Annotated in this window: 11 protein-coding genes; 4 read left to right on the top strand and 7 right to left on the bottom strand. The window is 63.3% G+C overall.

Annotated features, from left to right (window positions below):
* Positions 1 to 58 precede the first annotated feature (58 nt).
* Positions 59 to 2,419, top strand: coding sequence for a TonB-dependent receptor (locus tag H7X45_RS02155; RefSeq protein WP_187336940.1), 2,361 nt, complete (start codon positions 59 to 61; stop codon positions 2,417 to 2,419).
* A gap of 418 nt (positions 2,420 to 2,837) precedes the next feature.
* Here the strand turns inward: H7X45_RS02155 and H7X45_RS02150 are convergent, their stop codons facing one another.
* A complete protein-coding gene (locus H7X45_RS02150) occupies positions 2,838 to 4,082 on the bottom strand; it encodes an MFS transporter (protein ID WP_187335930.1) in 1,245 nt (414 codons plus the stop codon).
* A gap of 111 nt (positions 4,083 to 4,193) precedes the next feature.
* Between H7X45_RS02150 and H7X45_RS02145 the strand changes: the two genes are divergently transcribed.
* The gene (locus H7X45_RS02145) at positions 4,194 to 5,345 is read left to right on the top strand and encodes a YeiH family protein (protein WP_187335929.1); all 1,152 of its coding nucleotides are present in this window, start codon (positions 4,194 to 4,196) and stop codon (positions 5,343 to 5,345) included.
* A gap of 21 nt (positions 5,346 to 5,366) precedes the next feature.
* On the opposite strand, the gene H7X45_RS02140 is transcribed toward H7X45_RS02145, so the two are convergent.
* Positions 5,367 to 6,506: an MFS transporter gene (locus H7X45_RS02140; RefSeq protein ID WP_246449573.1), complete on the bottom strand. Its 1,140-nt coding sequence runs from the start codon at positions 6,504 to 6,506 to the stop codon at positions 5,367 to 5,369.
* 164 nt (positions 6,507 to 6,670) lie between these two features.
* Positions 6,671 to 8,095 carry a sensor domain-containing diguanylate cyclase gene (locus tag H7X45_RS02135; RefSeq protein WP_187335928.1) on the bottom strand — a complete coding sequence of 475 codons (1,425 nt, stop codon included), beginning with the start codon at positions 8,093 to 8,095 and terminating at the stop codon, positions 6,671 to 6,673.
* A gap of 164 nt (positions 8,096 to 8,259) precedes the next feature.
* Between H7X45_RS02135 and H7X45_RS02130 the strand changes: the two genes are divergently transcribed.
* Together H7X45_RS02130 and H7X45_RS02125 are read left to right on the top strand one after the other, a co-directional pair.
* Entirely contained in the window at positions 8,260 to 8,673 is a 414-nt protein-coding gene (locus tag H7X45_RS02130) for a holin family protein (RefSeq protein ID WP_187335927.1), read from the top strand.
* A gap of 91 nt (positions 8,674 to 8,764) precedes the next feature.
* Positions 8,765 to 9,034: a hypothetical protein gene (locus H7X45_RS02125; RefSeq protein ID WP_214645512.1), complete on the top strand. Its 270-nt coding sequence runs from the start codon at positions 8,765 to 8,767 to the stop codon at positions 9,032 to 9,034.
* 87 nt (positions 9,035 to 9,121) lie between these two features.
* Here H7X45_RS02125 and H7X45_RS02120 read toward each other — a convergent pair whose 3' ends face one another.
* Genes H7X45_RS02120 through H7X45_RS02105 form a run of 4 tightly spaced genes read right to left on the bottom strand, consistent with a single transcriptional unit; the run spans position 9,122 to position 15,877 of the window.
* Positions 9,122 to 10,420, bottom strand: coding sequence for a sugar MFS transporter (locus H7X45_RS02120; protein ID WP_187335925.1), 1,299 nt, complete (start codon positions 10,418 to 10,420; stop codon positions 9,122 to 9,124).
* Between the two features lie 32 nt (positions 10,421 to 10,452).
* A complete protein-coding gene (locus tag H7X45_RS02115; RefSeq protein ID WP_187335924.1) occupies positions 10,453 to 11,319 on the bottom strand; it encodes a CE1 family esterase in 867 nt (288 codons plus the stop codon).
* A gap of 47 nt (positions 11,320 to 11,366) precedes the next feature.
* A complete protein-coding gene (locus H7X45_RS02110; RefSeq protein ID WP_246449569.1) occupies positions 11,367 to 14,468 on the bottom strand; it encodes a discoidin domain-containing protein in 3,102 nt (1,033 codons plus the stop codon).
* Positions 14,465 to 15,877, bottom strand: a complete 1,413-nt coding sequence (locus H7X45_RS02105; protein ID WP_187335923.1) for a glucoamylase family protein — start codon at positions 15,875 to 15,877, stop codon at positions 14,465 to 14,467. The genes H7X45_RS02110 and H7X45_RS02105 overlap by 4 nt, the downstream gene beginning before the upstream one ends.
* Positions 15,878 to 15,889 lie beyond the last annotated feature (12 nt).

The following is a 15,889-nucleotide window of genomic DNA, read 5'->3' as shown; positions in this document are numbered from 1 at the left end:
CGTGGAGAAGTGCGACAAACGCATTCCGTTTCCCGGCGTGATGACATGGGAGATGGATATGGGGACTTTATACCTTACTCGTATGCGCGCTCTGCGCTGGACCGCCAGCGCGATTGCCCTCAGCTTTTCCGGCACTGCCTATGCCCAAGCCGTCGAATATCCGCAGGAAGCGGAAGAGGAAGTGATCGAAACGCCCGCGGGCATCGACACCATCGTCGTCACGGCGCAGAAGGTGGAACAAGACGTCCAGGACGTGCCCATCGCAATTTCCGCCTTCACCGGCGAACAGCTGCAGGCCAAAGGCGTCGACAGCATAGAAGACCTGGCCGTAATCGCGCCGTCGGTCAGCTTCCGCAAGGGCACCACCAGCGCCAACAGCGCCATCGTGATGCGCGGCGTGGGCACGATCAGCTTCTCCATCGCGGCCGAGCCGAGCGTGTCGACCGTCGTGGACGGCATCGTGCTATCCCGCTCTGGGCAGGCGTTCATGGATCTGGTCGATCTGGAGCGGCTCGAAGTGCTTCGCGGTCCGCAGGGCACTTTGTTCGGCAAGAACGCGTCCGCCGGCCTCGTCAACATCGTCTCGCGCGGCGGCAGCGACACTTTCGAGGGCGAGGTGCGCGCGGAAGCCTATACCGACGAAGAATATCGCTTCCGGGGCACCGTGGCCGGCCCGCTGGCGCCCGATCTCAGCGCGCGTCTAACGGGCTTTTACGGTACCTATGACGGCAACATCACCAACGTCTTCTACGACGAAAAGGTGAACGGCTACGAACATTATGGTGCGCGCGGCATCGTCGATTATCGCGGCCAGATTGCCAATCTTCGGTTCATCGCCGATTATTTCAAGGCGGACGACGATTGCTGCGCGGATGTGCGCGGCGTGAGCGCCGGTCCGGTGATCGATGCCGAGCTCGGCCTGCCCGAAGGCGTGGCGCTTGGCGAAGACCAGCGTTTCGTAAACCACAACCTCATCACCCGCACGCTCGATACGCAGTGGAGCCTCACGCTGTCCGGCGATGTCGAGCTGGACGACAAGCATACGCTCAGCGTGGTGACGGGTTATCGCAACTGGGCCAATGAGGAAATCCGCGAGGGCGACTTCACGCCGCGGCCCCTGGTCTCGCAGTTCCAGCTGCACGACTTCGGCGAGGTGACGACCGAGCAGATGTCGTTCGAAGCACGCGTGGCTTCGGACCCACGGGCGCCGTTCTTCTATCAGGTCGGCGGTTTCCTCTGGCACTCGAACAACACGCAGGATTTCACCCGCAGGGACATCACCTGTGCAACATCGACGCTGCCGATCGATCCGCTGACCGGCGGGCGGCCATGCAACCTGTCCGATCCGGTGAACACCGCCTACCCTACGGCCACATCGAACAGCGACGTCAACTCCAGCAACTATGCGATCTTCGGTCAGGCAACCTGGCAGATCACCGATGCGCTCGGCTTGATCGGCGGGCTTCGCTACACCTGGGATGAGCTGTCCTTCACCCATATTCGCGCGCCCGGCGTTGATGCGCGGACGGGCCGCCCCGCAACCGGCCCCGGCGTGAGCGGCAATCCGGCAGGCGGTACAATCGCGTCCGGTGGCAACGGGACGAATACCTCTAGCGGATCGCAGAACAACGGCAATCTCTCGGGCAAGGCGGTCGTCACGTTCGAGCCGACCGATGATATCCTGCTCTACGGCAGTTATACGCGCGGATATAAGGGCCCCGCCTACAATGTGTTTTTCAACCACACTGCACCCGCCAATGCGGTGCCGGTTTCGGAAGAGACATCCAACGCCTATGAAATCGGTCTGAAGTCCCGCTTCTGGAACAATAAGGTGCAGGCCAACCTCGCCGCCTTCTCGGTGATCTATGACGGTTTCCAGGCGAACAACTTCGTCAATCTGAACGGCACGATCATCACCAACCTGACCAATGCCGGTTCGGTGAAAAGCCAGGGTTTCGAAGCCGATTTGCTCTTCGTGCCCGTCGACGGGCTGACCTTGAATGCCAATGCGGCCTATGCCGATGCGCGGGTAAGGAAGTTCAATCCCAATCCGCTCACCAACGCGCCCGACGCGCGCAACGGCACCCGGCTGCCGCTCGCGCCCGAGTTCACCTATACGCTGGGCGCAGATTATGAAGCGGACCTCGGCAGCTTCATCGGTTATTTCAACACCAATTACCGGCACACTAGCAGCCAATATTCCGATCTTGGCGAGCAAGGGCTGATCGATGCCTATGGCCTATGGAATGCCTCGATCGGCTTTTCGGACCCGGCCGACCAGTATCGGCTGACCTTCCATGCGCGCAACATTCTGGACGATAGCTATGTGCTGCTGAACGTGGGCGCAGGGTCCCGCCTCCAGATCCCGCGCGACGCGGACCGGTATTTCGGCGTCAGCCTGCGGGCCCGCTTCAACTGACCCCCTAGCCTCTCCCAAGGCGACAAGCGGAAAGCCCCCGGTTCACGCCGGGGGCTTTTTTGCATCTACTGTAAGGTTGAAAGGCAGGCGCGCCAGAGCCGCGGCAGGCCGCTCGCCCGAGCGTTCGTTCCAAGGTTGCCAGCAAGGATCGCACGGGCCACGGAAACAGCTTTGGCGAGGGGCAGACCCTCAACCGTAGATGAGGTCCCGGCGATATTTTAGCCAGCCACTGCCAGCGAATGTTGCGTTTCGAGCCGGGCCCGCTCTCTCCGTACCGCCTCCTAAAGACAGAAAAGCCGGCGGGTCTGGGACCAACCGGCGTTTTCTATCGGGACCTCAGGCAGCGACGAGCGCGTCCCAAAGCATTTGAGAACCTACTGGGAGGCGCGCCCCTTTATCGGCGCGCCCGCCCTGCCCTTCAAACCTCTTCGTCGGCCAGTTCGAGACGGGGCAGAATCAGCTGCACCAGACCGAGTGCCGCAAGATAAGCGCCTCCGCAAATCACGAACATCGGCGCATAGCCATGACCGTTCGTCAGCGACCAACCGGCAAATTCGATCATGCCCGTGCCCGAAAGATTTCCGGCGATGGCACCCACCGCAATCACGCTGCCCACGCGGATCGCGGGCACGACATCGGTGGTCAGGCCAAAGATATTGGTCGAGAAGCCCTGATGGGCGAACAGTCCTGCCCCGATGAAGATCGCAGCCAGCCAAGGGCTTCCGGTAATCAGTGCGAACGGCATGATCAGCACCACGAGCGCGAACACCAGCATGGACAGCTTGCGCGCGCCGTTGATCGAAAATCCGCGGCTCAGCAGGATGGGATAGAGCGCGCCCGATGTGATCGCGCCGATCGCCGCCAGCGTGAAGATGATCGCCACCGGCCAGCCGAGTTCCCCCTGCCCCATACCGAATTCCCGGTTGAAGAAATCGGGCATCCAGAAGAGCACGAACCACCAGACGCAGTCGGTCAGGAATTTGGCACCCGCCACCGCCCAGGTGCGCCGATCACTCAGCAGCGCGCCCCAGTTGACGGGCGCGCGTTCCGGCACCTTGGCCACCGGCTTCAGCTTGCGCATCGCCGGAATCCAGAAAATCAGCCAGATAAAACCCAGCGCGCCGGTAACGATGAAAGCCGCACGCCATCCAAAGGCGACGGCAAAGGGCGGGATCAGAAGCGGTGTTATGATCGCGCCGAGGTTAGGCGCGGTGTTGATGGCGCCGATCGCAAGAGACCGTTCGCGCAGCGGGATGTACACCGCGGCGGCCTTCATCGCAGCCGGTGTGTTGACCGCTTCCGCCGCTGCCAGGACCACCCGGGCCGCGACGAATTGCTGCACGCTGGCCGCAAGTGCATGCGCCATTCCCGCGACGCTCCAGATGACGACGGCGAAGCCGTAAGCGAATCGTACGCCGAACCGGTCCACAAACCATCCGACGCCCAAAAGCGCGATGGCCGCGGCCAATTGGAAGGTCGAGCCGAGATGCGCGAATTCCTGATCGCTCCACCCGAACTCCAGCTCCAGCGTCGGCTTCAAAAGGGCCAATACCTGCCGGTCGACATAATTCAGCGCTGTGGCGAAGAAAATCAGGCCCACCAGCAGGATGCGAATTTTCCTGCCGGCGGCATGCGTGTCGAAGATTTCACCCGTAGCCTGCATCTCATCCTCCCTTGGCACCGCCATGTTTCCGGCGGTTGCATCCCGTTTGTCGGTTGACTATCAGTATGACAACGATGGACAGAATAGCAAGCCGTCGCGAAGGAAGCAGCGATGAATTCCACCAAGGGAGGGGGCGACGTGTCAGATCACGTCCAGAATGATCCATCGGATCGATCCGACTGGCACCGCTATTATGCCGGCGATCTTTATGGGGAAATGGAGCTGGCCGAGGCGGAGCGGGATGAACCCCGCTCCTTGCGGAAGGTTCTGACGAATATCGTTCCCGGCCTGCTTCTGTGCGCCACGCTCGCAATTGCAGCGGCCTGGATGAGCGATCATTACGGTCCGCCCACCATCCTGATCGCGCTTTTATTGGGTCTGGCGCTGAACTTTGCGGCAGTCGATCCGCGCACGCATCGCGGGCTCGATCTGGTCGGCCGTGAAGGCCTGCGGATCGGCATCGTTCTCATCGGATTTCAGGTCACGCTGGGGCAGATCGCAGGCATCGGCCTTGTCCCTTTTCTGGCGCTGCTCTGCATCGCCGCCTTCGCCTTTTCGGGTGGCATGCTGGGCGCACGTCTCTCCGGCCAGTCTCGTTTTGCAGGAATTCTCGCGGGCGGAGCGACGGCGATTTGCGGCGCAAGCGCTGCGCTGGCGCTCTACGGCGTGATCGGGCGCGATCGGCTGCCGCAGGCGCAGTTTGCCCTCACCCTGGTTGGCGTCGCCCTGGCGAGTGCGCTTGCAATGGCGAGTTACCCCATTTTGGCAGCGCAGCTCGGCCTCAGCGACCGGGCAGCCGGCTTCCTGATCGGCGCGTCCATTCACGACGTCGCGCAGGCAATCGGCGGCGGTTATTCCTATTCCAACGCCGCCGGTGCCGAGGCGACCATCGTGAAGCTGGCGCGCGTGGCCCTGCTGGCGCCGGTGGTCCTCCTGGTCTCTCTCTGGATCGGTAAGCCGGGTGAAGAAGGCAAGGCGTCCGGCAAGAGACTGTCCATCCGCGGGCTGATGCCGCCTTGGTTCGTTACCGGCTTCGTGATCGCAGTGGCTGTGAACAGCGCGGTGTCGCTGCCGGAGATCGCATCCAATGGCGCGGAATCGGCGGCCAAGGTTCTTCTCGTACTCGCCGTCACGGCAACTGCGCTACGCTCACGCACCGATCTGATCGCGCGCCTTGGCTGGCGTGCGTTCATCCCGGTTCTGGGCGCGACGCTCGCCAGCTTCATCTCGGCGCTGCTCTTCGTCGTGCTGGTGGTCGACTGAAAACCGGGCCAGTCCGATCGCTCAGTCCAATCTCGCTGCCTGCCGCTGGATCGAGGCAAGCAGCGCCACCGCCACAAGGACGAGCGCTGCAAGAACAGTGAACAGGCCGGAAAAGCCGAAGCTCGGGACCAGCGCCAGCGTCAGCCAGGGCATAATCAGCGACGGCACCGTGTTGGCTAGGTTGAAGATGCCCAGATCCCTGCCGCGATTGCGCGGGCGCGGTAGGACGCGCAGAGTCTGGCTGGAATGCAACGCCATAAAGACGGAGGCGGAAAGCCCGAACAGGGCATAGCCTGCCATGGCCGGGTATAGCCCATCCGCGGACGCCATCGCAGCCAGGCCGACGACCGTAAATCCGGCGGCAACGGTCAGTGGCACGATTGGCCGGTCCTGCCGGTCCGACCAGCGACCGACCATCAGGGTTACGGGGATCGCCACGCACAGCACGATCGTGAACAGCGTGGCTGGCACATTTTCGTCGATGCGCGAATCGATCGACAGAAACCAGAAATAGAGAAAGGCAAACAGTGCCGCTTCTGCGATCTGCAGCAGCAGCCGGCTGGTCCACATCCGCACGACCGCCGGCCGTCTTTTCAGCGGAGCCTGTGCCTCAGCTGGCTGTTCCCCCGCTCGGCTGTCTTCCATCAATTGCGGCATTGCGCGTGGACGACCGAACAACAGAACCGGTGCGATGGCGATGATGACCGTTGCGGCAACCAGCAACAACCGGTCCTCAGCATCCGCAAAACCCGGAACCGTGATCAACGCCCCGGTCAGCGCGCCGAGCGCTGGCGTGAACGAGAGCAGGCCGCCCAAGAGCCCCTTCTGCCGGTCCGGCACACAGTCCCCCGCCCAAGCGGTGAGCGGCGCCAGCATCATGTTGAGCACCACCTGCCAGGCCATCACCAGGGCGATCAGCACCGCTAGCTGCGTAACCGCACCGATCGCCAGCAGAAGCGCGGTGGAACAGACAAGGCCCGCGCCGATCCAGAGCGTGCGATTGCCGGTCCGATCGCTCAGAAAGCCGAACAGGATATTGGACAAGCTGGCCGCGATCGCGCCGCCGAAGCTGATCGCGGCCAACCAGCCGAGACTGTCCTCACCCGCCAGCAGATTGACGCGAAGTGGCAGGAGGATGGTGAGCAGCGGGACATAGGCCACCGCGCGGCCGGCATTGGCCAGCGCATAAAGCAGCAGAAAGCGCAGCGATTGCGCGCGTCCATCCGCGTCAGACTGTCTGCTGATAGCGATACCCGCCTCTCCGCACCTCTACTGCCCGAGTGCGATAAGCCCTTGGCGGGGCGCGCGCCAGAGCGTCGACGCGATTATGCGGCGGCGGCCTTGGCCTTGCGGCGGCGCTTGGATGCGTACAAGGCCGCATCCGCCACCGCGAGCGCTTCTTCAAGCGAGTCGCCGGGCGCCGCGCGGTGCATGCCGATACTGGCCGAAACGGTCAGCGTGACGTTGCCGCGATCATCCTGCCCTTCCACATTGTACACCATCGCCAGTTCCAGGCGCCGGAACAAATCCTCGGCGGGCATCGTCAACGCGTCTTCCATCAGGATGACCACAAATTCGTCGCCGCCGAACCGTCCCACGAAGTGCGGCGGCGGCACCGTGGCACGCAGGGTGGTGGCCATCGCCTTGATCACATCGTCACCGGTAAGATGGCCGAGGCGATCGTTCACCTGCTTGAATCCGTCCAGGTCCAGCAGCAGGACGGCAAGCTTTTCGTCCTGCGATCGGTTGGCGACGAAGGCGCGCATGGCATCGCGGTTGCCGAGCCCCGTCAACGTGTCGGTCTGCGCGGCGCGGCGCAATTTTCGCTCGAGTTCGTAACGGTCGGTCACATCGCGGAATACGCCGATCAATGCCACCGCTTGGCCGTCCTGATATTCTACCTCACCGCGCGTGCGCACGCGCTTATGATGCCCTTCGGGCGTTACGATCTCCAGATCGGCCTCATAAGGTTGACCCTCCTCGATCGCCCGGGCCATCAACCCCTCCAATTTGGCGCGTGAGGAGGGCGTGTAGAAACTTAGGGCCAGTTCCAACTGTGGGGTATTGGCCACGGGAAGGTCATGGATCTCGAAGATGCCGTCCGACCAATGGACAAGTTCTGTCGACAGATCGAGCCGCCAGTGGCCCATCTGTGCCATCTGTTCCGCCTGGCGAAACTGCACCTGCTTGCGCACCAGATTGCCGACGAGCTTTTCCTGCATCTCCGCACGCCCGCGCGATCCAGCCAGGCGAACACTGCTTTCGACCATTTTCGAAGCGATCGCCGAAAATTGCCGCAAGCGCTCGATTTCCTGCTCGCTTAAATCCCGCGGTTTGTCATCCACCAGACAGAAGGCGGCTTCAACCGGAGCGGAGTAGAAGTCGGTCTCAAGGTCCAGCGGAAGGCCGGCGTAGAAACGAATACCGTCCTCGGCGGCGACGAACGGATTTTTTTGAAACTCGGAATCTTCGCGCAGATCAGGAATGATTGTAAGTTTATTATCGGCAATAGTGCGCGTGCAAATCGAATCCTGGCGGCCGTTGCTCACCATCTCATGCCCAGCGCTCGACAGAAACCATTGTCGCTCGCCGAGGATCGAGACTGAGGCCGCAAGGCATTGAAAACTTTCTTTGGCGAGCGCCATCAGCGCGTCGAGCGCATCGGAACGCAGCAGCGCGACAAGCCCTTCCGCCGTCTCCCCCCAAAGCGAGGGCGCTTGAAATTCGCCGGAGTTCCAGTGCGTCGTCATCTGCCGCTATCTGCCTGCCGTTGGTTAATTTGAAGTAAGCTTAAATTGGGTGGGCCCCAGCCAGTATCGATATGCCTTTGCGCGCCATTGCGGCGAGAAAAATGATCCTGTCCTACAATGTACCATATAGGTTAGAGCGAATCTTTCACACGGAGGATTTCGTTATGCCCGGTTTCGATACGCTGATTGGTCCCGTCGCCAGCCTGTTGGATAAGCTGATCCCCGACAAGCAGGCACGCGAAAAGGCAAAGCTTGAACTTCTACGTCTTGAGGGCGGGCAGGAATTGGAAGCGATCCGCGTGCGCATGTCCGCGATCATTGCAGAAGCACAGTCGCCCGATCCCTGGACAAGTCGCGCGCGGCCGAGCTTTCTGTACGTCATGTATCTGTTGTTTCTCTGGGCAATCCCCATGGGCCTGATCGCCGCCGTCCGGCCCGAAGCCGCTCAGGCGATCGGTCAGGGAATGACCGGTTATCTCGCCGCCCTGCCGGAGCCGCTCTACGCACTCTTCGGTACGGGTTATCTGGGATACACCGCCGCCCGGCAATGGGGGAAGGTGCGCGGGGTGGAGAGCTGATACCGCTCAACACTCCTTCGCGGGGGCGCTTGTAATTCGATTACGCCCGGCTAAGCCTTCGCATCTTCGAACCCGAACAGACATGGGGACCATGATGAAAGCTTTCACCAAAATCGCCGCCTCCGTCGCCCTTCTGGCGGCCCTGCCCGCGCTTGGCGCCTGCGCCCAGAATGGCACCGATGAAGAGGCGACGGCCAAGGCCAACGCCATGGGCAATGACCTGCAGGATAGCGTTTCCGACATGAGCACCAGCATGGAAAGCAGCGCTACCGAAATGGGCAATGACATGGCCACCACCGCCAGCCAGATGGGCGACGCCGTCGATGGCGAAACCGCGCCCGCGGACGCAGAAGCACAGTAATTCGACGCCGCCTTTACGGCGCATATAAAAGGGGCGGCTTCCATGATGGGAAGCCGCCCCTTTTTTATGAAATTTGGTCTCTGACCGTCAGGCGACCGCGGGCCGCCGCGCATACCAGCCGAAGCAGGCAATGATTGCGTAGCAGATCGCCGGGATCACCAGCGCGATATACAAACTGCCGAGCGTATCGGCGACCACGCCCGTCAGCAGGGGCACAACCGCGCCGCCGAAGATGGCGACGTTGATGATGCCCGAACCGTCCGCCGCGCGGCTGCCCAGCTTTTCGCAGGCCAGGCTGAAGATCGTCGGGAACATGATCGAGTTCATCAGACCGATGGCAAGCAGGCTGTAGCCTGACACCGCGCCAGTCGTGTTGGTCGAGATAAGGAGCAGCGTGATCGCGCCAATCGCGACGAAGGCCAGCACTTTGCCCGGGCTCAGTACCCGCAGGATCGCCGAGCCGATGAACCGCCCGACCATCGCGCCGCCCCAGTAAAGCGCGATCAGCGAACCGGCCTTCTCCTGGCTCAACGCCATCACGCCGGGCTGCTCCAGATAGCTGACGATCAGCGATCCGATCGAAACCTCCGCGCCCACATAAAGGAAGATGCACAGCGCCCCGAAACCGAAGCGTTTGCGCTTCAGAAGATCGAAGCCTGCCAGCCCAGCGCTTGCTTCATGCTTTTCGCCCTTCAGCTTGTTGCGGAACATCCAGACCACGAAGGCGACGACGGCAAGCATGACCGCGATGGCAAGATAGCCGCCGACGATCGCCTGGCTTTCGGAACTGCGATAGGCATCGAGCGCGGGGCCGGTCAGATCGGCCGCGCTGACATCGGCCAGGCTGCCCAGGATCAGCGCTGCACCGGCGATCGGGAAGATTGTGGTGCCGAGCGAGTTGAACGCCTGCGCAAAGGTAAGGCGGCTATGTGCCGTCTCTGGCGGGCCGAGCAGCGAGATGAGAGGGTTCGCCACCACCTGCACGATCACGACGCCGCTGGCGAGGACGAACAGCGCAAAGAGGAACAGCGCATAGGTTGCCGTTTGAGAGGCGGGGATGAACAGCAGACAGCCCACCAGCATGGTGAGCAGACCCGCCACCGCGCCGCGCATATAACCGATCTTCTTTACCAGCTTCGCGCCGGGAATACCGATCACCAAATAGGCGGTGAAAAAGCAGAACTGCACCAGCATCGCCTGCGTATAGTTGAGCGTGAACAGCTCTTTCAGCTTGGGGATGATCACGTCGTTCAAGGACGTGATGCCACCGAAGATCAGGAACAGCGCGAAGACGAACCCCTGCAGGCCCGGCGCGTGGATGTGTTCTCCCGGCAATTCCTTCTTGCGCGGATCGGTGCTGGACGAAACGTCCGGTGCCAGTGCCATTGAAGCTCCCTCTCACTTATTATTGTGAACGTTCATTTGCCACGTCGATGCGCGGAAAGGAACCGCCAAAGTTCGTCATTGTCCACCACCCAGCTATGGCCGCCGTCCACGCTGATCCGACCGACCACATCCGCGCCGTTCCTGCAATCGGAATAACGTTCCTCATAAACGCCCGGCGCCACCCAGAGCGTGACCGGCGCGGCGCGGCAGCGGTTGAGCGCGGCCCAACGCATCTCGGCGGCATGCATGTCATATTGCCAATAGCCTGTGCCGCCGCCGGTGATGGGGTTCGTATTGTCCTTTGCTCCGGCGAACGCGATCACCGGCATGGACTTGTCCGGACGGCAGGTCTTCGGATCGGGCCGCTGCGGCTCGTCGGGATCCGGATTGCCCGCGCGCAGGCCGACCACGGGCGCAATGGCGGCAAATTTGTCCGAGGCCACGCAGCCGAGCCAGCTCGTCATCCGCCCACCGCCCGATAGTCCAGTGGCGTAGACACGGGCGGGGTCAGCGCAGTGCTGGGCGGCCAGCCAGTCGATCGCCGCGCGAAAGAAAGCGACATCGTCGGCATCCTCCGGCCCCGGAATATCGCCGGTGACGGTGGGAACGCCCGGAATGTTCCAGACGAATCCCTCGCCTGCCGGAATGCCCGCATCGGGTGCGGCCAGGATGAAGCCATGCGCATCGGAGGTGGCTTCCAGCCTGGAATCGCGCAGCATGGCGGCGCCGGTCGCCGTGCTGCCATGGAGGAGGAATAGGAGCGGCGCAGGATCGGTGCGATCGAAGCCCGCCGGGATATGGATCAGCATCGAGCGACCGGTTTCCCCGACAGAAATCCGCTGCGTCTGCCCCGCCGTCCCGATGGTGCAGGCGGGTGCGGCAAAAGCGGTGGAGGCCATGACGACACACGCCAACAACAGCGCAAACAGGGACAATAGCGGGCGGATCACTGGATGGCTCCCATATCGGCGATGATGCGGATCGGCTGGCCGGTCGATTGGATCGTCAGTTCGCCATCGATCCAGGCGGCAGGCTTTCCGTTCACGGTGGTATGGCCGGGCGGAACGTCCAGCGGCCAGGTAAGAATGTAACCGGCAGCGGGCCGCGCGCTTCCGCCGATAGTGGCAAGCAGACGCCCCCCGTCCAGCTTCATCGCGAGGTCGATCGTGCCGACGCTGCTGTTCAGGCCCTTTACGTCCACGCCCTTACCTACCAGCCAGTCGCGCGTCATGCCGCCGCCCAGCACCAACGCGCCGTCGCGCCCACGCTCATAGGCGAATAGGTCCAGCGCCGCGCGGATGAAGTCGCTTGCCACCCAGGCATGCGGCATATCGCCGATGAAACGGATTTCGCGTGGGTTCCGCCCCACCACCTCGGCCCAGCCGTTCCACGCGGCGGGACGGCGATCGTCCATGTAGAAATCGAGCAGCGCATTGGCCTGCGCGCGCCGCCCGAGACGCACGAAAGCGGAGACGTTGCGAAGCTCGTAGGGCGTATAGTCCGCCCAGTCCGCGCCCGCATCGTCCCGGAACATCACCCGCTCCCACTGCTTGTCGAATGTGCGCGAAAGAAGCTTAGGGTCCAGCGCCTCCAGTTCGCCCGCGGGGTCCAGTGCCATGGTGGTGGACGTTGCGTCGAAATCGCCCAGGCTGGTCGCGCCGGGAATGAAATCGATGTCGAAGCGCGCCGCCGCCGCGCTGATCGCCTTCTGGATGTCGGCGGCGAACTCCTCGCGCTGCGCCGCGATGGTCGCAGCCTGCGGCTTGCCGAGCACGCGCGCGGCGTAAGCGGCATCCTTATATCCGGTGAGCGCCCAGAAATCGTCCCACAGGCTGTATTGCGGCGCGGAGCTGTACCCTTCATGGCTGATCGAAGGCGGCATCAGGCCATATTTCACGCGATTATCGCCAATCAAGTTTTCCGGCGTCCGCTCGGACTGGCGCTGCTGCTCCATATAGCCCAGCGCGGCCTCGATCTTCGGCCATGCGCGTTCCAGCATCGCGCGATCCCCGGTATAGCGGTAGAGCTGCACCAGCAGATGAATGAACTCGCCCTGCGCGTCGTTCTCGGGCACCGGATCGGGCCCGCGATAGTCGACGCAGCACGGCACCTTGCCATTGTCGAAGAGCTTGGTCGAATACCAGTCGGCGAATCCACGCACGGGCTTAACGACGCCGAGGCGCAGCAGCGTGTCCCCCATCATCGCGCCGTCGCGTATCCAGCTGCGATTGTAAGAGCGCGTGCCCGGCTTCAGCTGCGGCCCGTCCCGGCTCATCAGCACATGGGCGAGCGCCGTGCGCACCGTATCGGCAACCGGCTGCTTGGCCGGCGGCACGACGATCGTGATGCGATCGAGCTTGTCCTTCCACATGGCCGCGGTGGCGGCGACGGAGGCATCGAACGCGGCGCGGCTCATCGGCGCGGCGTTGCCATCGAAAGGGATCGCCATCGGCACATCGATCGCCCCGCCCGGCGCCAGATCGGCTTCCCAAACCAACATGGCGGACGCGAGATCGTGCGGATCACGCACGGAAGCACCGCCAAGAAGCGCCGCCGGATTGCCGAGCGCACCCTGATCGAACGCAGCGGTAGCGACAGCGTCCGGCTGCTCAAGCGGAAGCAGCAAACGCACATCCGCGCCATCGTCGCGCTGGTTGGTCACGCTCAGTCGGCCGTCCTGCCAGTCGATCGCCGAAATCTTCGATATCCCGCCTTGTTGGCTGAGGAATTGCGCGGGCGGGTTCACCTGAAAGGGCCGGACGCCGAGCACCAGCTTCAGCGTCCGCCGCTCCCGCGCATCGTTCACCAGCCGCCAGCGCGCGAGCAGCCGCGGGCTCGTCTCGTCCGCCACCAGCCGCGTCTCGAGATGCCAGTCCGCGCCCAGCCATGTGACGCCGGGCATCGGCAGATAGCCGTCCAGAAGCGACTGACTTTCGGCGACATCGGCCCAATCATTCGTTTCACCGTCCGCGACGACATAGGGCATGATCGAAAAGGCCCCCTTGCCCACCTCGATGCTGCCGTCCTCGTCGATCAGCCCGCTGTTCGCGCCGCCATCGGTGCCCACCAGCGTCCAATAAGGCTGCTCGGTAAAACCGCGGGGAAAGGTGCCGCGCGGCGCGTCCTTGGCGAGAGAGGCGATGAACCCGTTGAGATCGGGCGCCCAGTCGACGGGCTGGATCGCGATTTCGGTCAGCTTCGCGCGTGGGGCTCCTTCCGGCAGCAAGACGCGCAGCCAAGCCGCTTCGCTATCTGGCAGCGGCACGGGATCGCGCCCGCCATCCCCATCAGTAGTGACGTAAGCGGTCCGCCAAGTCTCACCGTCGTCGGACAGTTCTACGCTATAGTTCGGCGCGCCCTGCCCCAATGCCCAGTCGAGCACCGCGCCGCCGAGCAGCCGCTGCCCCCCCAGATCGACGGTAAGCGCCTTCCCGCCTTGGCCCGTCCAGCCCGTCGCCGGATCGCCGTCCCTGGCGCGTGCATCGCTCGCCACCGGCGTACCAGGCTCGGCGACCGATGCCTTTGGCGTCAGCAAGAGATCGTCGAACATGATCCGCCCCACGCCGCCGTCGCGCCCGCGCACGATCACCAGCTCCATTGACGCGGTATCGGGCAGGCTCTTGTCCTCGGTCGGCCCCCAGGCGAATCCGATATCGCGTTTGCGGATGCGCAGGGTCTGCCAGTCGGCCGACGGCGTGAAATCGTTCCGGCGATACCACCAAACATTCTGGCCCGATGCATCGACGAACTTGATCTGCAAATCGTTCGCGCCGTCCGTTCCGCGCACCTTCAGCGTGATCTCGAAATTGTCCGGAAAGGAAATTGGCAGCTTGCGATGCGCATAGGCATAGCCCGCAACCTCTCCGAAATCATAATCGAGCGCCAGCGCCTCGCCGCTCAATCCGGCCACGCTTTCTATGCGCGCCTGCACCCCATCGGAGGCCGATGCCTGCCACGGCGTCAGCGTCTCGAACCCGTCGAGCAGGCGCGGCCCCGGTGTCGCCGCAATCAGCGCGGCGGAGGCAAGCAGGAGGGCGAGGCGTCTCAAGCCAGCCAGCCGCCGGTAAAGCCCGCGCGCATCAGGCCGCGGCGGATGGCGGGGCTCTTGCGCATCGTCCCCCAGATCAGGCCGCTCTTGCGATTTTCGATCATGCAGACGATCGGCCCCTGATCGATGCCGAGATAATCGTTATCCACCCAGCCGATGCCGGGCACCAGCTGCCCCTTGCTGATCGGCGCGTTCGTGCCTTCCAGCGTGGGGTTGAAGCTGTCGAGAAAGCCGTAGCGCTGGTAAAGCGCGCTGCCGTAACGATCGACCATGGCGCGCGCGGTCGGTTCCACGATCTCCGGCGCGAAGGCGATCGAGCCGAGCGCGGCGGTGGGCGCGATGGTGCCGTCATCGCGTTCGAACGGCCCGCGCGCGGAATAACCGCGAAACTCCCGCTCGCGCCCGTTCACCACCAGCTTGAAATGGCCTGGGCCGTCGCAGGCGGTGAGGCCCCAGACGTTTTCGCCATAGCCGCTCCAGCCTTCCGGATTTTCGATTGCGTAAAGCTGCTGCGCCAGCGTGGCCCGGCGGCTGTTCTCGAAATAATCGATGCCTTTGGCGCGCATGAAGCGGTCCTGGATGCCGCGAAAATCGACCCAGACATGGCTGTACTGGTGCCCGAACAAAGGCGGAAAATCGATGCGCGGCGGGCCGTTCTCGGTGGTCCAGTTCGCCTCGAAAGCGCTGGTCCAGCGATCCCAGGTTTCCGGCGGCAGGGCATGCGTGGGCGATCCCAGCGCCAGCACATAGAGCAGCAGGCTTTCATTGTAGCGGTTCCAGTCGCTCGGGATGAAGCCGCTTTCGGGCCGCCAGCCCATTGTCACCACCGGATCGTTCGGGACAAAGGCGGTCCATTCCACCGCGCTGTAGAGCCGATCGGCCAGCGCACGAATGCGCGCCTCGTCCGGATGATTGCCGTCGAACCATTGCGCAGCGAACAGCACGCCGCCCAGCAGCAACGTGGTATCGATGGTCGATAGCTCGCTGTTCCGGAAGCGGTGCCCGGTCTTCATGTCCAGGAAGTGGTAGAAGAAGCCTTTGTAACCGCTCGTGCCGGTTTCCGCGTCGCCCATCGGCGCATTGGCGAAGGAGTCGAGCGTCGCCAGCGTGCGTTCGCGCGCCTGCGCCCGGCTGATCCAGCCGCGCGTCACGCCGATCGGATAGGCGGTGAGCGCGAAGCCCACCGCGGCGATCGAGGCGAAGCTGGGCGTCGGCCAGCGATCGGGCGCCAGACCGGTCTTGGGATCGGTGGTTTCCCAGAAAAAGCGGAACGTGCGCTCCTGAATATCGTCGATCAGACCGGCCTTGCCCGCAGGCGAAGCGGCGATGCCTGCCATCGGTGCGCAACCACCCAGCAGGCCTGCTAGGGCAACACCGCCGGTTCCAAGAAGCGTGCGCCGGTCGATCATGAAAGAACCTCG

This window comes from Novosphingopyxis iocasae (genome assembly GCF_014334095.1).
In the GTDB taxonomy this organism is placed as follows: Bacteria; Pseudomonadota; Alphaproteobacteria; order Sphingomonadales; family Sphingomonadaceae; genus Novosphingopyxis; species Novosphingopyxis iocasae.
The sequence above is the reverse complement of the archived record's forward strand: the minus strand, read 5'-3'. Positions and strand labels throughout refer to the sequence as shown.